Annotated in this window: 20 protein-coding genes; 6 read left to right on the top strand and 14 right to left on the bottom strand. The window is 69.8% G+C overall.

Going from position 1 to position 20,993, the window contains the following annotated elements; translation table 11 throughout:
• The 9 genes from U5771_RS32060 to hutH all read right to left on the bottom strand — a co-directional run.
• Nucleotides 1-883, bottom strand: an 883-nt coding sequence (locus tag U5771_RS32060; protein WP_322027649.1) for a glutamine synthetase family protein, incomplete at its 3' end; no start/stop codon positions are given.
• 12 nt (nucleotides 884-895) lie between these two features.
• Nucleotides 896-1,702, bottom strand: a complete 807-nt coding sequence (locus U5771_RS32065; RefSeq protein ID WP_322027650.1) for a gamma-glutamyl-gamma-aminobutyrate hydrolase family protein — start codon at nucleotides 1,700-1,702, stop codon at nucleotides 896-898.
• A gap of 726 nt (nucleotides 1,703-2,428) precedes the next feature.
• Complete coding sequence (gene hutG / locus U5771_RS32070) at nucleotides 2,429-3,226, bottom strand: N-formylglutamate deformylase (RefSeq protein ID WP_322027651.1); 798 nt, start codon at nucleotides 3,224-3,226, stop codon at nucleotides 2,429-2,431.
• Between the two features lie 59 nt (nucleotides 3,227-3,285).
• Complete coding sequence (locus U5771_RS32075; protein WP_322027652.1) at nucleotides 3,286-4,662, bottom strand: formimidoylglutamate deiminase; 1,377 nt, start codon at nucleotides 4,660-4,662, stop codon at nucleotides 3,286-3,288.
• A gap of 23 nt (nucleotides 4,663-4,685) precedes the next feature.
• Complete coding sequence (gene hutI, locus U5771_RS32080; protein ID WP_322027653.1) at nucleotides 4,686-5,909, bottom strand: imidazolonepropionase; 1,224 nt, start codon at nucleotides 5,907-5,909, stop codon at nucleotides 4,686-4,688.
• 4 nt (nucleotides 5,910-5,913) lie between these two features.
• Nucleotides 5,914-6,525 carry a HutD family protein gene (locus tag U5771_RS32085; RefSeq protein WP_322027654.1) on the bottom strand — a complete coding sequence of 204 codons (612 nt, stop codon included), beginning with the start codon at nucleotides 6,523-6,525 and terminating at the stop codon, nucleotides 5,914-5,916.
• Nucleotides 6,526-6,527: 2 nt separating this feature from the next.
• Entirely contained in the window at nucleotides 6,528-8,216 is a 1,689-nt protein-coding gene (gene hutU, locus U5771_RS32090; RefSeq protein WP_322027655.1) for a urocanate hydratase, read from the bottom strand.
• Nucleotides 8,217-8,255: 39 nt separating this feature from the next.
• The gene (gene hutC / locus U5771_RS32095) at nucleotides 8,256-8,951 is read right to left on the bottom strand and encodes a histidine utilization repressor (RefSeq protein WP_322027656.1); all 696 of its coding nucleotides are present in this window, start codon (nucleotides 8,949-8,951) and stop codon (nucleotides 8,256-8,258) included.
• A 4-nt stretch (nucleotides 8,952-8,955) separates the two neighbouring features.
• A complete protein-coding gene (gene hutH / locus U5771_RS32100) occupies nucleotides 8,956-10,479 on the bottom strand; it encodes a histidine ammonia-lyase (protein ID WP_322027657.1) in 1,524 nt (507 codons plus the stop codon).
• A gap of 226 nt (nucleotides 10,480-10,705) precedes the next feature.
• On the opposite strand from hutH, the gene U5771_RS32105 reads away from it, so the two are divergent.
• A complete protein-coding gene (locus U5771_RS32105) occupies nucleotides 10,706-11,626 on the top strand; it encodes a glutamate/aspartate ABC transporter substrate-binding protein (RefSeq protein ID WP_322027658.1) in 921 nt (306 codons plus the stop codon).
• A 21-nt stretch (nucleotides 11,627-11,647) separates the two neighbouring features.
• Here the strand turns inward: U5771_RS32105 and U5771_RS32110 are convergent, their stop codons facing one another.
• On the bottom strand, nucleotides 11,648-12,400 hold the full coding sequence (locus tag U5771_RS32110; protein ID WP_322027659.1) for a 4'-phosphopantetheinyl transferase family protein: 753 nt from the start codon (nucleotides 12,398-12,400) through the stop codon (nucleotides 11,648-11,650).
• A gap of 148 nt (nucleotides 12,401-12,548) precedes the next feature.
• Nucleotides 12,549-13,589, bottom strand: coding sequence for an alpha/beta fold hydrolase (locus U5771_RS32115; protein WP_322027660.1), 1,041 nt, complete (start codon nucleotides 13,587-13,589; stop codon nucleotides 12,549-12,551).
• 119 nt (nucleotides 13,590-13,708) lie between these two features.
• Between U5771_RS32115 and U5771_RS32120 the strand changes: the two genes are divergently transcribed.
• From U5771_RS32120 to U5771_RS32130, 3 genes are all read left to right on the top strand, one after another.
• Nucleotides 13,709-14,650 (top strand): LysR substrate-binding domain-containing protein, encoded by a 942-nt coding sequence (locus U5771_RS32120; protein ID WP_322027661.1) that lies wholly within the window; start codon nucleotides 13,709-13,711, stop codon nucleotides 14,648-14,650.
• A gap of 288 nt (nucleotides 14,651-14,938) precedes the next feature.
• Nucleotides 14,939-16,171: an MFS transporter gene (locus tag U5771_RS32125; RefSeq protein ID WP_322027662.1), complete on the top strand. Its 1,233-nt coding sequence runs from the start codon at nucleotides 14,939-14,941 to the stop codon at nucleotides 16,169-16,171.
• The gene (locus U5771_RS32130; protein ID WP_322027663.1) at nucleotides 16,162-16,284 is read left to right on the top strand and encodes a hypothetical protein; all 123 of its coding nucleotides are present in this window, start codon (nucleotides 16,162-16,164) and stop codon (nucleotides 16,282-16,284) included. Before U5771_RS32125 ends, U5771_RS32130 begins: the two co-directional genes overlap by 10 nt.
• Nucleotides 16,285-16,324: 40 nt before the next feature.
• On the opposite strand, the gene U5771_RS32135 is transcribed toward U5771_RS32130, so the two are convergent.
• The gene (locus U5771_RS32135) at nucleotides 16,325-17,803 is read right to left on the bottom strand and encodes a deoxyribodipyrimidine photo-lyase (RefSeq protein ID WP_322027664.1); all 1,479 of its coding nucleotides are present in this window, start codon (nucleotides 17,801-17,803) and stop codon (nucleotides 16,325-16,327) included.
• Between the two features lie 370 nt (nucleotides 17,804-18,173).
• On the opposite strand from U5771_RS32135, the gene U5771_RS32140 reads away from it, so the two are divergent.
• Nucleotides 18,174-18,653, top strand: coding sequence for an SRPBCC domain-containing protein (locus tag U5771_RS32140; protein ID WP_322027665.1), 480 nt, complete (start codon nucleotides 18,174-18,176; stop codon nucleotides 18,651-18,653).
• Between the two features lie 13 nt (nucleotides 18,654-18,666).
• Nucleotides 18,667-19,119, top strand: coding sequence for a nuclear transport factor 2 family protein (locus U5771_RS32145; RefSeq protein WP_322027666.1), 453 nt, complete (start codon nucleotides 18,667-18,669; stop codon nucleotides 19,117-19,119).
• 68 nt (nucleotides 19,120-19,187) lie between these two features.
• Here U5771_RS32145 and U5771_RS32150 read toward each other — a convergent pair whose 3' ends face one another.
• Both U5771_RS32150 and U5771_RS32155 read right to left on the bottom strand, forming a co-directional pair.
• Nucleotides 19,188-20,168, bottom strand: coding sequence for an acetyltransferase (locus tag U5771_RS32150; RefSeq protein WP_322027667.1), 981 nt, complete (start codon nucleotides 20,166-20,168; stop codon nucleotides 19,188-19,190).
• A 17-nt stretch (nucleotides 20,169-20,185) separates the two neighbouring features.
• Nucleotides 20,186-20,977, bottom strand: a complete 792-nt coding sequence (locus tag U5771_RS32155; protein ID WP_322027668.1) for an SDR family oxidoreductase — start codon at nucleotides 20,975-20,977, stop codon at nucleotides 20,186-20,188.
• Between the last annotated feature and the right edge of the window lie 16 nt (nucleotides 20,978-20,993).

Genomic DNA, 20,993 nt, shown 5'->3' on the forward strand with positions numbered 1-20,993 from the left:
GCGCGGGCGTGTATTTCTGCAGCCCCGCGAGATAGCTCTGGAACATCGGCGATACGACGCCGCCGTCGTCGGCGAACAGGTTGCGGCCGGTGTGCACATCGGCAAGGCTCTGGTGGATATGCATCGCGGAGCCCGGCTCGCCTTCCATCGGCTTGGCCATGAACGTCGCGTACATGTTGTGGCGCAGCGCCGCCTCGCGCACCGTGCGCTTGAACAGGAACACCTGGTCGGCAAGCGACAGCGCATCGCCGTGCACGAAGTTGATCTCCATCTGCGCGGCGCCGACCTCATGGATCAGCGTCTCGATGTCGAGGCCCTGCATCTCGCAGTATTCGTAGATGTCCTCGAACAGCGGATCGAACTCGTTGACCGCCTCGATCGAATACGACTGACGGCCCGTCTCCGCGCGGCCCGTGCGCCCGACCGGCGGACGCAACGGCAGATCGGGGTCGGCATTCATGTCGACCAGATAGAACTCGAGCTCGGGCGCGACCACGGGCTTCCAGCCCTTCGCCTTGTAAAGGTCGAGCACGCGACGCAGCACGTAGCGCGGCGAGATCTCGACCGGCGAGCCGTCGAAATGCACGCAATCGTGGATCACCTGCGCGGTCGGATCGACGGCCCACGGAATCAGGCAGATCGTCGACGGATCGGGCACGCACACCATGTCGGGATCGGTGACGCCGGTCAGCGTGCCGTCCTCCGGATAGTCGCCGGTGACGGTCTGCACCATCACGGCCTGCGGCAGGCGCATCGATTCGCCGGACTCGAACTTGTTGCGCGGAATGATCTTGCCGCGCGCGATGCCGGCCATGTCGGGAATGATCGCCTCGACTTCGGTGATGCGGTGTTGACGCAGGAATTCGCTCAGTTCGGGTTGCATGATCGGCCTCGTTCAGTCGATGTCGGATGCGGCCGGCGACGGCATGGTGCCGCCGGCCGCATGAATGCGGTGTGTCATGCGCGCGCGGCACGCCGCGCCGAATGCCGCAAAGAGATCGCGCGACAGCGGCTGTTCCGCGAAGCGCCATTCGGGATGCCACTGCACGCCGAGCGCGAACGCACGCGCGCCGCGCACGCTGACGGCCTCGATCAGCCCGTCGGGCGCGCTCGCCTCGACCACGAGCCCCGCGCCGAGCCGCGCGATGCCCTGGTCGTGCAGCGAATTGACCTTCGCGTCGTGCGCGCCGCGCGCGACCCGTTGCAGCAGGCCGCCCGGCGCGAGCTGTACGCGGTGCGCGGGGCCATACTGCCGCTCGAGCGGATCGCCGTCGCGCTCGCGATGGTCGTGGAAGCCCGCGCTCGCATGCAGTCGCTGATGCAGCGTGCCGCCATATGCGACGTTCAGCTCCTGCATGCCGCGGCAGATCGCGAGCACGGGCACGCCCGCGTCGATCGCCGCGCGGATCAGCGGCAGCGCGGTCGCATCGCGCGCCGGATCGTGCAACGTGTCGGGCGTACTCGCCGCGCCACCGTAGTGATGCGGCTCGACGTTCGAATAGCTGCCCGTCAGCAGCAGCCCGTCGATCGACGCGACGATCGCGTCGACCGGCTGCCGCTCGCCCAGCGCAGGCAGCACGAACGCCAGCGCACCGGCGCCGTCGACCAGCGCGACGAGGTACTTCTCCCCCGCCGTGTGGTTCGGATGGGCGCCGCGCATGATGCGGTCGGCGGTGACGGCTACGAGCGGGCGCGGTCGCATGCTCACCTCCGCGATAAATGCGCGACGCGTGCGGACGCGCAAGACGATGGAAGCCCGCGGTGGCGCTGCACGCGCCCATACGCGATCGTGCCGCGCGGACGGTGCGGCAACAGGCGGTGCGACCCGATGCGAAAGCGGAAACGGACGCTAGGGCAACAAAGAAGCGCTGCCGTCGCACTGCACCGCGCTGAACACGAGCGCGGTCACGAGATTGAAGCGGCGCAGGCCGCACTGGGACACAGCGAAGAAACGAGGCTCGCGTATGAGGGCGGCGCGCGTGCCGCGATCAGCATGCCGGATCGGCCCGGCCTGAGGCGGCGCGCCCGCCGACGGACTTCGGGTCCGGCGTATCGAAGGGCTGGCGGCTTTCACGATCGTACTCGACTGACTGATGAAGGCAGGACACATGTCGCGACGGAGCGGAGGCGGCAAAGCCGCGCGGCGACACGTCGGCAAGGTGTCTGGCAACGGATTCCGGCGCGGTGCGGCGCTGATCGACGCCGTCGCGGCCGGTACGCGCATGACGACTCCCTGACATTCAGCTTATATCACCTAAAGATTGCGTCAAATTTTCAGGTATCGATCCCGCCATCGATCAGACGAAAAAAAACGGCATCGACCGGCTAGGTCGATGCCGTTTTGTGCACCGCGTCGGCACGCGCATTGCATACCGGCAGGACGTGGCGCGCGGTGTCGCCGCGCCGCCGCATGCAGCGCGCCGACGGATCAGCGATGCGCGAGCGCGGTTTCGACGACCGTCTGCAGCAGCGGCACGATCTGCGCGGCGCGCGCTTCGTCGTATGCGTACGGACGCGTCTCTTCCATGTAGGTGATCTGCGACAGCTCGAGCTGCACGGCTTCGACGCCGGTCGCGGGCACGCCGTAGTGACGGGTGATGTAGCCGCCCTTGAAACGCCCGTTCGCGACGGCCGTATACCCGCCGTGCGCGGTCACGGTTGCGGCCAGCGCCTCGGCAAGGCCGGGCGCGGCGCTCGCGCCGCTCGAGGTGCCGAAGTTGAAGTCCGGCAGGCGGCCTTCGAAGAAGCGCGGCACGTGCGAGCGGATCGAATGCGCTTCCCACACGAGCACGCGCCCGTGCTCGCGCTTCAGGCGCGCGACCTCGCCTTGCAGCGCGTCGTGGTACGGGCGCCAGTAGCGGTCGCGGCGGCGCATGATCTCGTCGTTGCCGGGCAGCGCGTTCGCCGGATAAAGCGGCGCCTTGTCGAACGTGTCGACCGGCACGAGCCCGGTCGTGTCCTGCCCCGGGTACAGGTTCTCGTTGTCGGGCGGACGGTTCAGGTCGACCACGTAGCGCGCGTGCGACGGCACGAGGATCGACGCGCCGAGCGTCGCCGCGAACCCGTACAGCCGCTCGAGGTGCCAGTCGCAATCGTCGACGAAGCGCGCGTCGGGCGTCATCGTCGCGGCGATGTCGTCGGGGATGTGGGTGCCTGCGTGCGGAATCGAGATCAGCAGCGGCAGCGTGCCCTGCTTCAGCGTGAATACAGCCGGTTGTTCAGTCATGTCGCATCACCGTAATAGTCTGCCGGCGCACGCGCGCGGCGTGCGCCGGGTGCCGCGCGTCAGCGCAGCAGTTGCGCCAGCGCGGCGCGGTAGTCGGCATACGCTGCGGCTTCATCGCGATGGCGGCGGCCGCTCACGACACATTCGCCGCCGGAGTAGACGTCGAGCACCGGCGTGTCGCCGTGCTCGGCGAACACCGCGCCCGACAACCACGCCGTGCTGTCGTGTTCGGCAATCGCCGGATGATCGGGGTCGAGCACGAGCCAGTCGGCGCGGCAGCCTTCACGCAGCGCGCCGATGCGCCGCCCGCTGGCCTGCGCGCCGCCCGCGAGCGACGCGTCGAACAGTCGATCGGCGACGTGCGCCTGCGTGTCGGTCGCGAGCACGTTGCGCGCGCGATGCACGAGCCGCTGCCCGTATTCGAGCAGGCGCAGCTCCGAGCGCCATTCGACCGATGCGTGGCTGTCCGAGCCGACGCCGATCACGCCGCCCTGCGCGAGAAAGTCGACGGCCGGGAACACGCCGTCGCCGAGATTCGCTTCGGTGGTCAGGCACAGGCCGGCCACCGCACGACGCTTCGCGAGCGCTGCCGTTTCGGCCGCATCGACGTGCGTCGCGTGCACGAGACACCAGCGCGCATCGACGTCGAAGCGATCGAGCAGCCATTGCACGGGACGCGCGCCGTAGGCGCGCACGCAATCGTCGACTTCGGCCGTCTGTTCGGCGATGTGGATATGCACCGGCGCGTCGTCGGGCAGGCCTTCGAGCAGCACGCGCAAGCCGTTCTCGGACACCGCGCGCAGCGAGTGCGGCGCGACGCCGTAGCGCAGCCCGCCGTGCTCGGGCGCGACGCGGCGCATCGAGTCGAGCAGTTCGAGCACGCCGTCCGGCGTGTTGATGAAGCGGCGCTGGTCGTCGCGCGGCGGCTTGTTGCCGAAACCGGCGAACTGGTACGACACCGGCAGCATCGTGATGCCGATGCCGGCCGCGCGGGCCGCGTCGATCACGCGCGTGCCGAGTTCGGCGATCTGCGGATAGCGCGAGCCGTCCGGCGCGTGATGCACGTAGTGGAATTCGCACACCGACGTGTAGCCGCACTTCAGCATCTCGACGTACAGCCAGCGCGCGATCGCCGCGAGCGCGTCGGGCGTGAGCTTCAGCGCGAAGCGGTACATCAGGTCGCGCCAGCTCCAGAAGCTGTCGGCGGGATTCGCGCGGTATTCGGTGAGCCCCGCCATCGCGCGCTGGAATGCGTGCGAATGCAGGTTCGGCATGCCGGGCAGCACGGGCCCGGCCGCGCGCGCGACGCCGGCCGGCGCGTCGGTGTCGGGCGTCACCTCGGTCAGCGTGCCGGCCGCATCCCAGCGCAGCAGCACGTTGCGGCGCCAGCCATCCGGCAGGTAGGCATGGTCCGCGAACAGCGTCATTTCGGTCATCGTGAGTCTCGTCCGTTGCAAGGCTAGCCGTTCATCCGGCGGAACACCGTCGCACCGCCGCGCACGACCTGTTCGCACAGCGGCCGGCCGATCCAGTAGGCAAGCTCCGACAGCGAGCCGACCGACCAGACCGCGAAATCGGCCTGACGACCGATCTCGAGCGCACCGTGACGGTCCGCGCGGCCGAGCGCCGCGGCTGCATGGCGCGTCACGCCCTGCAGCACCTCGGGCACCGTCATGCGGAACAGCGTGCAGCCCATGTTCAGCGTCAGGAGCAGCGATTCGAGCGGCGACGTGCCGGGGTTGTGATCGGTCGCGAGCGCGATCGGCACGCCGTGCTTGCGCAGCAGTTCGATCGGCGGCAATTGCGTTTCGCGAATGAAGTAATACGCGCCGGGCAACAGCACGGCGACCGTGCCGGCCGCCTTCATCGCCTCGATGCCGGCTTCGTCGAGAAATTCGAGGTGGTCGGCGGACAGCGCGCGATAACGCGCGGCAAGCGCGGTACCGCCCGCGTTCGACAACTGCTCCGCGTGCAGCTTCACCGGCAGGCCGCGCCGCGTCGCGGCCTCGAACACGCGCTCGGTCTGCGCGAGCGAAAAGCCGATGCGCTCGCAGAACACGTCGACCGCGTCGACGAGGCCTTCGTCGGCGAGCGCCGGCAGCATCCGGTCGCACACTTCGTCGATGTATTCATCCGCACGGCCCGCGTATTCCGGCGGCAGCGCGTGCGCGCCGAGGAACGTCGTGTAGACCGTGACCGGGAAGCGCTCGCCGAGCTGGCGCGCGACGCGCAGCATCTTGCGCTCGCTCGCGAGGTCGAGCCCGTAGCCCGACTTGATTTCGATCGCGGTCACGCCGTCGGCGAGCAGCGGCTGCAGGCGTGCGGCGGCCTGCACGAACAGCGTCGTCTCGTCGGCCGCGCGCGTCGCGCGCACCGTCGACACGATCCCGCCGCCCTGCCGCGCGATCTCCTCGTAGCTGACGCCGGCGAGGCGCTGCGCGAACTCGTCGGCGCGCGTACCGCCGTATACGAGGTGCGTGTGGCAGTCGACGAGGCCCGGCGTCACCCACGCGCCGTGCAGGTCTTCCCGCTGCCAGTGCGCATAACCGTGCGGCAGCGCGGACAACGCGCCGAGCCACACGATCGTGCCGGTTTCGTCGACGGCGATCGCCGCGTCGTCGATCGTTTCGTCGGGGTGGCCGTGCGGACACAGCCTCAGGTGATGCCAGACAGTCGGTTTCATGCGTTCAGTCTCGTTCGCCGACGGCGAGCGACACGGCGAGCAGCGCGCCGCCTCCGCTCACGACGACGTCAAACGCACGCTGCGGCCCGTCGAGCCGCAGCGTGTCCATTTCCTGCAGTGCGTAGTGCGCGCCGTCGATCTCGACGCCGACCGCGCCGGTCGCGCAGAACAGCAGCACGGTATCGGCATGCTCGACGCGGTGCGTGCCTTCGGGCCACACGTCGACCGCCCCGCGCGCGGCCGAACGGCGCGTCATCAGGTTGAAGTCGCGCGTCGCACCGTCATGCAGCGTCGCGTCGATCGCCGTTTCGCCGGCGAAGTCCGCACGGGCGAGCGGCGTGTCGAGCACGTGGCGCACGCCGCCCGCTTCCGCGAGCGTCATGCCCGCGCCGGACAGCAGCACGAGCGTGCGGTCGATGCCGTCGAAACGCGAGAACGGCCCGGCCGCGCCGACGTCCGCAACGCTCACGCGCCATGCGAACGCATCGAGCGCGGCGCCCGGGGGGAACGCGCCGATTTCGCGCGTCACGCCGCCGCCGTTCTTCCACGGCGACGCAACGAGATCCGCCGCGCGGATCATCGTTGCGTGCACCTGCGCCTGGTCGAGCGCCGTCATGCTCAGCGGCCGAGCATCGGCAGCTTCAGGCCGGCTTCACGGGCCGTCTGCTGCGCGAGTTCGTAGCCGGCATCCGCATGGCGCATCACGCCCGTCGCCGGGTCGTTCAGCAGCACGCGGCCGAGACGCTCGTGCGCTTCTGCGGTACCGTCGGCGACGATCACGACGCCCGAGTGCTGCGAGAAGCCCATCCCGACGCCGCCGCCATGGTGCAGCGACACCCACGATGCGCCGCCTGCGGTGTTCAGCAGTGCGTTCAGCAGCGGCCAGTCGCTCACGGCGTCCGAACCGTCCTTCATCGATTCCGTCTCGCGGTTCGGGCTCGCGACCGAACCGGTGTCGAGGTGGTCGCGGCCGATCACGATCGGCGCCTTCAGTTCGCCGTTCTTCACCATCTCGTTGAACGCCTGGCCGAGGCGATAGCGATCCTTCACGCCAACCCAGCAGATCCGTGCCGGCAGGCCCTGGAACGCGATGCGCTCACGTGCCATGTCGAGCCAGTTGTGCAGGTGCGGATCGTCGGGGATCAGCTCCTTCACCTTCTGGTCGGTCTTGTAGATGTCTTCCGGATCGCCGGACAGCGCGACCCAGCGGAACGGGCCCTTGCCTTCGCAGAACAGCGGGCGGATATAGGCCGGCACGAAGCCCGGGAAGTCGAACGCGTTGTCGACGCCCATTTCCAGCGCCATCTGGCGGATGTTGTTGCCGTAGTCGAGCGTGGCCGCGCCGCGCTCCTGCAGCGTCAGCATCGCACGCACCTGCACGGCCATCGACTTCTTCGCCGGGTGCACGATGCCTTGCGGGTCGACCTTCTGCGTCTCGCGCCATTGCGCGACGCTCCAGCCTTGCGGCAGGTAGCCGTTGATCGGGTCGTGCGCGCTCGTCTGGTCGGTCACGCAATCCGGCGTGATGCCGCGCTCGACGCACTCCGTGAACACGTCGGCCGCGTTGCCGAGCAGGCCGATCGACACCGGCTTGCCGGTGCGCTTCGCTTCCTCGATCATGCCGAGCGCCTCGTCGAGCGTCGTCGCCTTCTTGTCGACGTAGCGCGTCTTCAGGCGGAAGTCGATACGCGTCTCGTCGCATTCGACCGCGATCATCGAGAAGCCGGCCATCGTCGCCGCGAGCGGCTGCGCGCCGCCCATGCCGCCGAGACCGCCCGTCAGGATCCAGCGGCCCGACGGATCGCCGTTGAAGTGCTGGTTCGCGACCGAGAAGAACGTTTCATAGGTGCCCTGGACGATGCCCTGGCTGCCGATGTAGATCCAGCTGCCGGCCGTCATCTGGCCGTACATCATCAGGCCCTTGCGGTCGAGCTCGTTGAAGTGGTCCCAGGTCGCCCAGTGCGGCACCAGGTTCGAGTTCGCGAGCAGCACGCGCGGCGCATCCTTGTGCGTGCGGAACACGCCGACCGGCTTGCCCGATTGCACGAGCAGCGTCTCGTCTTCGCCGAGATCCTTCAGCGACGCGAGGATCTGGTCGTAGCATTCCCAGTTGCGCGCCGCACGGCCGATGCCGCCGTACACGACGAGCGCGTGCGGATGTTCGGCGACTTCCGGATCCAGGTTGTTCTGGATCATCCGGTAGGCCGCTTCGGCCAGCCAGGTCTTGCAGACCTTCTCGCTGCCGCGCGGCGCGCGGATCGTGCGCGTCGGATCGAGACGGGGATCGATGTGTTTCGGATGGTTCATGACGGCTGCTCCCGAGGGAAAGTGAATAGCAAATAGGAATCAGAAATGCCCGGTGAAGCGATAACGGCTGCCGGGGTGCCACAGATTCGCCACCGAGGCGACGACGCCCTGCGACCAGGTGCGCCGATGTAAAACCAGACACGGCTCGACGCCGTCCATCCGCAGCTGCTCGCGCCGCTCGGGCGCCGGGGCCGCCGCTTCGATCCGGTACTCGACGCGCTGCAGCGGTGCCGCGCGCATCAGGTACAGGTTCGGCGTCGTGTTCGTAAAATCCTGCTCGGCATAATCCGGCGCGACCGCCGGATTCACCCACCGTTCTTCGAGCTGGACGGGTTCGTCATTCTCGAAGTGCAACACCTGCGAATAAAACAGCTGCGCGCGCACGGCCACCTGCATCTCGTCGGCGAGCGCCTCGTCGGCGCGGATCGTCTCGAGGCCGAGCACGCTGGCGCGGTACGCATGCCCGCGCGCGTCGACCTCTTCCGAGATGCTGCGGATCGCGACGAGCGTCGACTCGTACTTCGGCCGCGCGACGTAGGTGCCGGCGCCCTTCATGCGCGTCAGCACCTGCTCGGCCGTCAACTCGCGCAACGCGCGGTTGACGGTCATGCGCGCGACCTTGAACTCGCGGGCCAGTTCGTTCTCGGAGGGCACCTGGTCGCCCTCCGCCCACTCGCCGGCGTGAATGCGGCCCAGGATGAAATCCTTGATCTCCTGGTAGACCGGCGCGCTCATGGGCTTACTGTTCCGATGCGAACGAGAACGGCGCGACCTTCGCGAACGCGCGCTCGCCGACGAGCTTCGCGATCACCGCGATGTCCGGTGCGAAGTAGTGGTCGAGCTCGTAGTGCGCAACCTGGCTGCGGATCGTTTCCATCACGGGCGCGAGCTTCGGGCTCGTGTGGTACGGCGCGCGCAGGTCGACGCCCTGGGCAGCAGCCAGCAGTTCGATCGCGAGGATGTGCTTCGTGTTGTCCGCGATGTCGGCGAGCTTGCGGGCGGCGAACGTCGCCATCGACACGTGGTCTTCCTGGTTCGCCGAGGTCGGCAGCGAGTCGACCGACGCCGGGTGCGCGAGCGTCTTGTTTTCCGATGCCAGCGCGGCAGCCGTCACGTGGGCGATCATGAAGCCCGAGTTCACGCCGCCGTCCTTCACGAGGAACGGGGGCAGGCCCGACAGCGTCGCGTCGATCAAGAGCGCGATGCGGCGTTCGGCCAGCGCGCCGATTTCCGATGCGGCGAGCGCGAGGTTGTCGGCCGCGAATGCGACGGGTTCAGCATGGAAGTTGCCGCCCGACAGCACTTCGCCGGTATCCGGGAAGATCAGCGGGTTGTCCGACACGGCGTTCGCTTCGACCAGCAGCACGGCGGCCGCGTGGCGCATCTGGTCCAGACACGCGCCCATCACCTGCGGCTGGCAGCGCAGGCTGTACGGATCCTGCACCTTGTCGCAGTCGCGGTGCGACTGGTTGATCGGCGAGCCTTCGAGCAGGTCGCGGTACGAAGCGGCCGCGTCCATCTGGCCCTGGTGGCCGCGCAGTTCGTGAATGCGGGCGTCGAACGGCTTCACCGAGCCGGCTGCCGCGTCGACCGACAGCGCACCCGCGACGAGCGCGGTGCGGTACAGGTCTTCGATCGCGAACATGTTGTCGAGCGCCAGTGCGGTCGATGCCTGCGTGCCGTTCAGCAGCGCCAGGCCTTCCTTCGCCTGCAGCGTCAGCGGCGCGAGGCCCGCGACGCGCAGACCGTCGAGCGCGCTGGCGCGCTCGCCGCGGATGAACACTTCACCGACGCCCAGCAGCACGGCCGACATGTGCGCGAGCGGCGCGAGGTCGCCCGATGCGCCGACCGAACCCTTCACCGGGATCAGCGGCAGCACGTCGGCGTTGAACAGCGTGATCAGCGCCTCCATCACCTCGCGGCGGATGCCCGAGTGGCCGCGGCCGAGGCTCGACAGCTTCAGCGCCATCAGCAGGCGCACCGACGAGCGCGCCATCGGCTCGCCCACGCCGACCGCGTGCGACAGCACCAGGTTCTTCTGCAGCAGCTCGAGCTGGTCGTGCGGGATGTGCGTGCTGGCCAGGCGGCCGAAACCCGTGTTGATGCCGTATGCCGGCTCGCCCTTTGCCGCGATGTCGGCAACCGCCTTCGCGCCGGCGTCGATCTTCGCGAAGCTCGCCGGGTCGAGCTTGAGCTGCACGGATTCGCGAGCGATCTTGCGCAGTTGCGGGAGGGTCAGGTGGCCGGGGGTCAACGTAATCATGTGAGCAATCCTGTCTAGACAAGTTCGGAATGGATTGCAGTGTAGCCATCGGAACTTGTCTAGACAACCCCGTTTTTCATGATTTCGACTCGGGAGTTTCCCTGATGTCCGGGGTGCCCCGCCGAATCTGCCCGACAGGTCCCGCAGTTAACATATGTTGCAATTATTTTGTCTTTGGCAACATACGAATCTGCACTTCCCTACTGCCTGCCTACGGAGACCTGCCATGACCATCCCGCCCCGGTTGACCGCCCTGCTCGGCCGCAGCCTGCTCGTCGCCGCGTGCGCGCTCGTATGCGGCGCGTCGCTCGCCGCGGAGCCGCTGTCCGGCACGCTCGACAAGGTTCGCCAAAGCAACCTGATCTCGATCGGCCATCGCGAGACGTCGGTGCCGTTCTCCTATGTCGACACGAGCGGCAAGGTGATCGGCTTCTCGCAGGACCTGTGCGACCGCGTGATCGCCGCCGTGAAGGCGCGCACCGGCAAGCCCGACCTGCAGGTGCGCTTCATCCCGGTCACGTCGCAGAACCGCATCCCGCTGGTGCAGAACGGCACCGTCGATCTCGAATGCGGGGTGACCACCAACCTCGCCGCGCGTCACGCGCAGGTCGCGTTCTCGACCACCTTCTTCGTCGCGACGACGCGCCTGCTCACGCGCACGAATTCAGGCATCCGCGACTTCCCCGATCTCGCCGGCAAGACGGTCGTGACGAACCAGGGCACGACGTCCGAACGCCTGCTGCGCAAGATGAACGAGGAGAAGAAGATGAACATGCAGATCATCAGCGCGAAGGACTACGGCGAAGGACGCCTCACGCTGGAATCGGGCCGCGCGGCCGCCTACATGATGGACGACGTGCTGCTCGCCGGCGTGCGCCAGCTCGCGGCGAAACCGGCCGACTGGGCGATCGTCGGCACGCCGCAATCGTCGGAAGCGTACGGCTTCATGCTGCGCAAGGACGATCCGCAGTTCAAGGCGCTCGTCGACGGCGTGCTCGTGCAGCTGATGAAGAGCGGCGAAATCGGCGCGCTCTACGACAAGTGGTTCATGAGGCCGGTGCCGCCGAAGGGGCTCGCGTTCGACTTCCCGATGAGCGACGTGATCCGGGCGCGCTACGCGGCGCCGAACGACACGCCGCTCGAGTGAGCGTCGCGTGCTGAAACGGGTTCAGCGCGTCCACGCGACGCACGCCGCGTAGCCGGGCGCCGCGTCGAGCCAGCCCGCGTCGAACGCGGCCACGCCGGCGGCGGGCGCGGCCGGCTCGACGATCGTCGTCGCGGGCGTCGCCGCATCGCGCGGCGGCACGACCGCGAACGCGCGCAGCCCGCCGACGATGCCGGTGCCGAGCGCCTTCAGCAGCGCCTCCTTCGCGGACCACACGCGCATGAACGCGTCGGCACGCGCGGCGAGCGGCAGGCCGTCGAGATACGCGGCCTCGGCGGCCGCGCACACTTCGCGCGTCAGCGCGCGCCAGTCGGTCGTGCGGTTGCAGCTTTCGATATCGACGCCGACGCGCCCCGTACCCGCCCACGCGATGAGCGCGTGATCCCCCGCGTGCGACACGTTGAAATCGAGCGATGCGCGATGCGCGGGGTCGAGCGACGGTCGCCCCGATTCGTCGACCGCGATCGCGATGTCCCGCGGTGCAACACCGAGCGCCGCGCCGAGCACGTCGCGCAGCGCGGCGCGCGTCGCGGCGCTGCGCACCGCATCCTCGTGCCGCAGGTAGCGGCCGGCACGCGCGCGCTCGGCATCGCTCAGTGCCGCGTAAGCAGGCGACGCGAGCGGCACGCCCCAGTCGAAATCGATGCGCGCGACCTGCACGCCGGCACGCGACGCGGCGGGCGGCACCTCGAGCAGGTGCACGCGCCACGCGCGGGACAGGTCGGCGGGAATCTCGGAATCGGGCGGAATGGACATCGGCACGCGGCAGCCAGTCGAATGAAACGTCCGATGTTAATCGATCGCGCCGGACGGCAAGCGACGTGTCGCGGCCGCGATCGTCGGCAGCGGCAGCCGGCGCGGCCGCGTGATCGACGTGACGGCGTGGCCGCGCGTACGTGCGCGATCACCCGTGCGCAACGGCCCCCGGCACGCCGCTTCCCGCCAGCCGCGCACGCTGCGCCGGATGACGCGCGTGGACGCGGCCCGGCGCAGCGGCCGGCAGCGCGCCGTGCTGCAGCCAGTACAGCGCGACAGGCCACAGCGTATCGGTGAAGCGGCTGTGGAAGAACGCGAAGTGGCCGATCGCGTCGACACCGATGTCGCGCGGCGCGATCCGCAGGTGCGTGACGTCGCTGCCCGTGTAGTAGCCGACCAGCCGTTCGATCGCGTCGACCGTGCCGAACCCGTCGTCATCGAGGCCGATCGCGAGCATCGGCGCCGACAGCCGCGCGAAGCGGGCCGGCAACGCGGCGCGGCTCGCCGCGGTTTCGGCGAGCAGGCCGCGCGTGTAGGCATCCTCGAAGCGCGGTTGCGAGCGCACCCACGACAGTGCGACCCCGCGCGGCGTATCTTCCATCCAGCCGAGCCGTTTCGCGGGCACGTAGCCGAACACGGCCGCGAGCGCCGGCATCGCGACGTGCCACTTCCACCACATGCGTCGCCGCTCTGCCGCCCGATAGTCGCGCCAGTATGCATACTGCGCGCCGACGGTCACCACGTGCCGCACGTTCGCGTTCGATGCCGCGAGCCCGAGCACGCAGCCGCCGATGCTGTGCGCGACGACGTCGAGCGGCTGGCCCGCGAATGTGTCGCGCGCGTACTGCAATGCGGCCTCGCAATCGAGCCGCCCCCAGTCGAGCCAGTTCGCGCGCAGCTTCGCGAGCCGCGCCGGGCGCGAGCCGCCGATCCCGCGATAGTCGTACACGAGCACGTCGCGCCCCTGCGCGAACAGCCAGGCCGCGAAGCGGAAGTAGTAGTCGCAGCGCACTGACGTAGCGCAATTGACGACCGTCACGGGCCGCACGGCGCCGCCGCCGCGATGCCGCCACACGTAGCCGCGCAGCACGTAACCGTCGGCCGCGGTCAGCGTCACGGGCTCCGGCGGCAACGCGCCCGCCGCGCGCGCGCTGCGCTCGGCCCCGCCTGCTTCGTTCGAAATCGTCATCCTGTCTCCTGTGCGGCGCCGCATGACCCCGCGCCCGCCCGATCGGCCAGCCTCCATTGAACTTGACGCGCCCGGCGTTCTCAACCAATCTTGCTGCTCCGTTCGCATGAGCCCTACGCATGTCAACGCCGCTCGTCCGTCTCCCGTCGCTGGACCTCGTGCGCGGCTTCGTCGCCGTCGGCCGCCGCATGAGCATCACGCTCGCCGCGCAAGACCTGTGCGTCACGCAGTCGGCGGTCAGCCGCCAGGTGCACGCGCTCGAAGCGCATCTCGGCGTCGCGCTGCTGCAGCGCGGCTATCGCAAGATCGCGTTCACGCCGGAAGGCGAACGGCTGTTCCGCGCCGCGGATGCGGCGCTGCTCAGCCTGCAGGACACCGTCGCATCGCTCGCCGCCACGCGCGAGCGCCATCCCGTCACGATCACCGCGAGCATCGGCGTTACCGCGCTGTGGCTGCTGCCGCGACTCGGGCGCCTGCAGGCACGCCTGCCCGACATCGACCTGCGCGTGGCCGCGAACGACAAGGTACTCGATTTGCGCGCGGAAGGCATCGACCTCGGGATCCGCTACTGCCCGCGCGAGCGCGCGCCGGCCGGCGCGCTGCACCTGTTCGACGAGGTCGTCGTGCCGGTCGCACACCCGGCGCTGGCCACGCGGCCCGTCACCGACGCAGCCGCGATCGCCGACCATGTGCTGCTCGAATTCGACGGCCCGCCGCACACCCAGCTGCAGTGGCGCGCGCACCTGCACGCGGCCGGGCTCGGCGACGCGCGCCCGAAGGGCGTGCTGCGCTTCAACCAGTACGACCAGGTGATCCACGCCGCGATCGCCGGCCAGGGCGTCGCGCTCGGACGGCTCGCGCTCGTCGCGCCGATGCTCGGCGACGGCCGGCTCGCGGTGGTCGGCCCGCGTTCGCAGGCGTTGTCGGAGGCGTACGGCTACTGGCTGTTCCGGCACGATCCGGCACCGCGTCGCGAAGTCGCCGACGTGCGCGACTGGATTCTCGCGGAAGCGGCCGAATGCGACGCGGCGATGCGCGCGTACGACGTGACGCAACGGTAAGCCGGGCGCGATGTGCCGCGTCGGGCCGGCGCCTGCGCGGCATTGCGCGCCGGATCGCGCTGCGGCAAGCGATGCGAAGGCGCGCCTGTTCCACCGCAACCGCCCTGCCGATACGCCCCGGCCTGCGACGCGGCGGCGCCCCCGCTCCGCCGGCCTCGCCGCCGCGCCGCATCGCATTCCTGGCACGCATGCGAACCCGACCGAATGATCGCTTGAGCGCCCCCTGACCCGATCGTCTAATCGGATCGAACGCGGCGTAGCGCCGCACGCCTTCATCCGGAGACACGCATGACCCCGATCGAACAAGACGCCCGGCGCCGCTGGCTGCCGGTGCTCGCGGGCGGCCTGATCATGGGCGCCGCGCTCGGCATCCGCCACGTGCAAGGGCTGTTCCTCGCGCCCGTCACGCTCGACCACGGCTGGTCGCGCGAAGCGTTCGGCCTCGCGCTCGCGCTGCAGAACCTGATCTGGGGCATCGCGCAGCCGTTCACCGGAATGATCGCCGACCGCTTCGGGTCGGTGCGCGTGATCGTCGCCGGCATGCTGCTGTACGCGGCCGGGCTCGTCACGATGGCGCTGGCCGCGTCGACCGGCGTGTTCACGGTCGGCGCGGGACTCGTGATCGGCATCGCGCTGTCGGGGTCGGCCTTCGCGTCGATCTACGGCGCGCTGAGCCGGCTGTTTCCGCGCGACCGGCGCAGCTGGGCGCTCGGCGTCGCCGGCGCGATCGGCGGGCTCGGCCAGTTCTGCATGGTGCCGGTCGCGCAGGTGCTGATCGGCGGGATCGGCTGGCGGCATGCCTGCGTCGCGCTCGCCCTTGTCGCCGCGCTGCTCGCGCCGCTCGCCGTGCTGGTGCGCGACCGGCCCGCGCTGGCCGCGAGCCATGCGGACGGCCCCGACCAGTCGATCGGCGCGGCGGTGCGCGAAGCGTTCGCGCATCGCGGCTTCTGGCTGCTGAACGCGGGGTTCTTCGCGTGCGGGTTCCAGCTCGCGTTCATCGCGACCCACCTGCCCGCCTACCTGCTCGATCACGGCCTGCCGGCACGCCACGCCAGCGTCGCGCTCGCGCTGATCGCGCTGACCAACGTGGCCGGCACCTACGCATGCGGCCATCTCGGCGGGCTGCTGCGGCGCAAGTACGTGCTGTCCGTGCTGTATCTCGTGCGCGCGCTGGCGATGGCCGCATTCGTCGCGGCACCGTTGTCGCCCGCGAGCGTCTACGTGTTCGCGGCCGTGATGGGCTTCACGTGGCTCGGTACGGTGCCGCTGACCAACGGCGTGATCTCGCAGGTGTTCGGCGTGCGCTACATCGCGACGCTGTTCGGCTTCGTGTTCTTCGGGCACCAGCTCGGCAGCTTCTTCGGCGTATGGCTCGGCGCGCTCGTGTACGACGCGACGCATTCGTACCTGCCGCTGTGGATCGGCTCCATCGCGCTCGGCGTGCTGGCCGCGCTGCTGCACCTGCCGATCGACGACGCGCGCATCGCGCGGCCGGCGCCGGGCAAGGCCGCATGGGCGTGATCCGTGCCGCGCTGGCCGCCGGCGTGCTCGCGTTCGTCGCGTGGTGCGGCGCGACCTACTTCGATTCGGGCGTCGCGCTGGCGCTGCTCGAGCACGCGGCGTTCTGCGACTGACGCGGCGCACCGTGACGCGCGCACCGACGGTCGGCGACGCCTAGCGGCGCTTCGGCAACGCCGCGAGCGCATCGAGCGCACGACGGCGCGCGCCGTCGTGGTCGACGATCGGCGCCGGATAGTCGACGTCGAGCCGCACGCCGGCCGCCGCGCGTTCCACCGGCGACGCCTGCCACGGCGCATGGATCGTCGCCGCGTCGAGGCCGGCGAGCTCCGGCACCCAACGGCGCACGTACGCGCCCCGCGGGTCGAACTTCCGGCCCTGCGTCACCGGATTGAAGATGCGGAAATACGGTGCGGCGTCGGCGCCGCAGCCGGCCACCCATTGCCAGTTCGCCGGGTTGTTCGCGGCGTCCGCGTCGACGAGCGTGTCGTGGAACCAGCGCTCGCCGGCCCGCCAGTCGATCAGCAGATGCTTGACGAGGAACGACGCGACGACCATCCGCACGCGGTTGTGCATCCAGCCGGTCGCCCACAGCTCGCGCATCCCCGCATCGACGAACGGATAGCCGGTCATCCCGCGCTGCCAGGCGCGCAGCGCGGCGGGATCGTCGCGCCACGGCATCGCGTCGAACTGCGCGCGGAAATTGTCGGTCGCGAGCGCCGGGAAGTGATACAGCAGCACATGGCTGAATTCGCGCCAGCCGAGTTCGCTCAGGTATTTCTCGGCACCGGCCGCGCAGGCCGCCCCGCGCGCCTGAGCGGCGCCCTGCACCGCATGCCACACCTGTCGCGGCGACAGGTTGCCGAAACGCAGGAACGGCGACAGCCGGCTCGTCGCGGACCGGTCGGGCCGGTCGCGCGTATCGGCATAGCCGGCCAGCGACTCGACGGAAAACGCGTCGAGCCGCGCCTGCGCGCCGGTTTCGTCGGGTGCCGGCCAGGCGTCGCGCAAGCCGCCCGCCCAGTCCGGCGCGTGCGGGCGCAAGACGAGCGCGTCGAGCGCCAGCGCGCGTTCGCGCACGACGGCCGGCCATGGGTAAAACGCGATTCGCTCCGGTTCCGGCAGCGGCGCCGCCACCGTGCGATCGCGCCGCACCGCGCGCCAGTACGCGGTGAACACCTGAAACGGCGTGCCGGCGCCGGTCAGCACGTCCCACGGTTCGTTCAGCAGGCTGCCGTTGCTGCTCTCGACCGCGAGGCCGCGCGCCTTCAGCGACGCCTTCAACGCCGTATCGGCATCGCGCTGCGGCTGTGCATAGCGGCGGTTCCAGTACACGGCCGCCGCGCCCGTGTCGCGCACGACGCGTTCGATCTCGCGCGGCGCATCGCCGCGCAACAGCAGCAGGCGGCCGCCATGACGCACGAGCGCTGCATCGAGTGCGGCGAGCGACCCGTGCAGCCACCAGCGCGCGGCGCCGCCGAGCGCACGCCCCGCGCGTTCGCCGGTGTCGTCGACAAACACGCACACGAGCGGCCGGCCCGACGCGACCGCTCGCGTCAGCGCGGGCTGGTCGGTCACGCGCAGATCGTCGCGGAACCACACGACGGCAGGAGCAACGGACGACTTCGCCGGCACGGGCACCTCGGGGCAGGACAGGGAAAAGTGACCCGTATTGTCGCGGCAGCGTCGCGCGATGTCGATGGTCGATACGCATGAGGTATCCGCTCGCGCATCGCGTACCGACGCCGCCGCCGGATCGCGGGCCCGGTGAAACGCCTTAGTCCGTTCCGACGATTCTTCGTCGCGTGCGCCGGCCTACGCTCGATGTCGGGTTCGCCGCGATGCGCGGCACGCGCCGGCCGCCGGTCGGCCCCGTGCATCGCGCGACGCATCCGCCATGCCTGCCGGCGCCCGCGCGAACCGTTCCGGCCGTCGCGGCGCGCGTCCCTTCGGGCGCGCGTGCCCGCGGTCCCGTCATCCTCCTCACGCTCACCCGATACCCGCCATGACCAAACCCGCCAATCTCGTCACCTCGATCACCGTCGCGATCGACGCCCCCGCTGCCGTCGTCTGGGAAGTGCTGACCGACTTTCCGCGCTACGGCGAATGGAACACGTTCTGCGTCGGCCTCGAAACGACCGGCCGGATCGGCGACTTCGTCGCCATGCAGGTGCGCATACCCGGCACGGAGACGGTGATTCCCGTCAACGAGATCCTCGTCGCGTACGAGCCCGAGCGCCTGCTGTCGTGGGAGCAGCGCCCGACCGACGCCAACAAGGACGCCGCGCGCCGCGACCAGTACGTCGAAGCCGACGGCGCCGACCGCTGCCGCTACTTCACGACCGACCAGTTTCTCGGCATCAACGCGGAAACGATCATGCGCGAGCACGGCGGCTGGGTGAAACAGGGGTTCGACCAGTGCGCGCGCGACGTGAAGCAGCGCGCGGAAGCGCTGCATGCGGCCCGCCGGCGCAACAGCGCGTGACGGAGCGCGGCCGATGCCCGACCTGCAGACACTCTCCGACCACCACGACATCCGCGAGCTGATCGTCGCGTACTCGAGCGCGATCGATGCGTGCGACTTCGACGCGCTCGATGCGGTGTTCACGCACGACGCGAAGATCGACTATCGCGCGATGGGCGGCATCACCGGCACCTATCCGGACGTGAAAGCGTGGCTGCGCACCGTGCTGCCGCAGTTCCCGCAGTACCAGCACATGGTCGGCAACCTGTCGATCACGCTCGACGGCGACACCGCGCGCGCCCGCACGATCTGCTTCAATCCGATGGAAGTCGCGCTGCCGGACGGCGGCACGCAGGTGATGTTTCTCGGGCTGTGGTACGTCGACCGGTTCGTGCGCACCGCGCACGGCTGGCGCATCGCCGAGCGTATCGAGGCGCGCTGCTACGGCCACAACGTGCCGGCCGTGCTCGCCGGCGCGACCGGCTGAACCGGTTCGTCGCACGACGCGCGCGCCGCGGCATCGCTGCACGGCGCGCGCGTCGCGGGCCGTCGGGGTCAGTCGAGACGGAACGCCGCTTCGAAACGCTCGGCGAACGCCTCGAACTCGGTTTCCGGCAGATGGTTGATACCGCCCGCGCGCTTGCGCCCGCCGCCGGTCGGGAAACCGCGGCAGAATTCGTCGGCGCCGAGCGGCCGGCCGTCGGGCACGCGCACGCTGACCACGAGCCCGCCCTGCGCGCGCGGCGACAGCACCGCGAGCGCCGCATGCGGCGCATTGCGCATCCGTTCGTTCGCGAGCATCCCCGTCGCGCGCCGCGCCCACGGATGATCCGGCATCCTGATCAGCGTCGCGCCCGGCACGTCGCGCAGCGGCGCGAGCGCGCATGCCCGCGCCATGTCGTCGCGATAGCCGTCGCGCAGCGCCGCGAACACCGGTGTGTCGCGCACGAAGTCGAGCGGATCGACGCACGGCAGCATCGCGTCGGCCAGCACCGCCGGATCGAAATGCAGGTCGCCGACGCAGTCGCCGTACGCGTTGTAGTTCAGGTAGAGGCCGAGCTCGGCCAGCGTGCAGCGCTCGGCTGCGTCGATCCCGTATTCGCGCGCGAGCGCATCGCCGAGCGCCGGCAGTTCGTCGCCGAACGCCGCGACGATCGCCCAGCGCACATGACGGCCGCCGAGATAGCGGTTCACGAGCGCGCTCGTGCAGACGTCGGCGGCCGTGTCGATATACGCGTCGAAACGCGGATCGCCGGGCAGCTCGCCCGCGAAGTGATGGTCGAAGTAGCGGACCGCCGCGCCGTCGCGCAGCAGCCGCGCGCATGCGTCGCGGTTCTGGTCGTGCGACACGTCGAGCACGGTCACGCGGTCGCCGGCGCGCGCGTCGATTCGCTCGAGCAGCTGGATGTCGCGCTTCACGCCGGTCACGAGCGTACCGCGTTCGCCCTCCGCGAGCCGCAGTTGCTGCAGCGCGCACAGGCCGTCCGCGTCGCCGTTGAACGCGAAGAAATGTCGTCCCTGGTGGTGTTCCTGCATGATCCGTCGCTCCATCCTCAGGGCATGAAATCGCCGCCGTTCGCGTCCAGCGTCGCGCCGGTCACGGCGTTCGCGTAATCCGACGCGAGGAACAGCGCCGCACGCGCGCAGTCGTCGTCGGTCGGCAGTTTCGCGAGCGCGATGTTCGACGCGATCGGCGCGATGATCTCCGCCTCCGTCATCCCGTACTCGGCCGCCGCCTGCCGGAAATACGTCTGCGTCGGCACGCCCCACATCCAGCCCATGTGGATGCTGTTCGCGCGGATCCCGTGCACGCCGAGCTCGCGCGCCAGGTATATTGCCGCAACCGCGAGCGCGCCCTTCGATACAGCGTAGCCCGATTCCCCTGCAAATGGCTTGCGGGTCGCCTGCGTGTTGATCATCACGATCGCGCCGCGCTTCTGCCGCTTCATGTGCGGCACGATTTCCTGCGTGAGCGTCATCGTGCCGAACACGTTGGTGTCGAACACCGCGCGCCAGCCGTCGAGATCGGCTTCCTCGACCGCCTCCGGGAACGTGCCGTGCACGAACGCGCTGTTCACGAGCGCGTCGATCCGGCCGAAACGCTCGACCGCCTGCGTCGCGAGCTGCCGGCACTGCGCGCGCTCGGCGATGTCGGTTCGCACCTTCAGCACGTCGCACGCGACGCCGAGTGCGCGGATCCGTGCCTCCGCATCGTCGAGCTTTTCCATCGTGCGCGCCGCGACGACCACGCCGCGCGCGCCCTCGCGTGCCGCCTCGACGGCGAGCTTCACGCCGAGCCCCGGCCCGATCCCGGAAATCACGACGATCTTGTCCTTCAGCAACATGGGTTGTCTCCTGGTT

The organism is Burkholderia sp. BCC1977, assembly GCF_905339595.1.
Classification (GTDB): domain Bacteria; phylum Pseudomonadota; class Gammaproteobacteria; order Burkholderiales; family Burkholderiaceae; genus Burkholderia.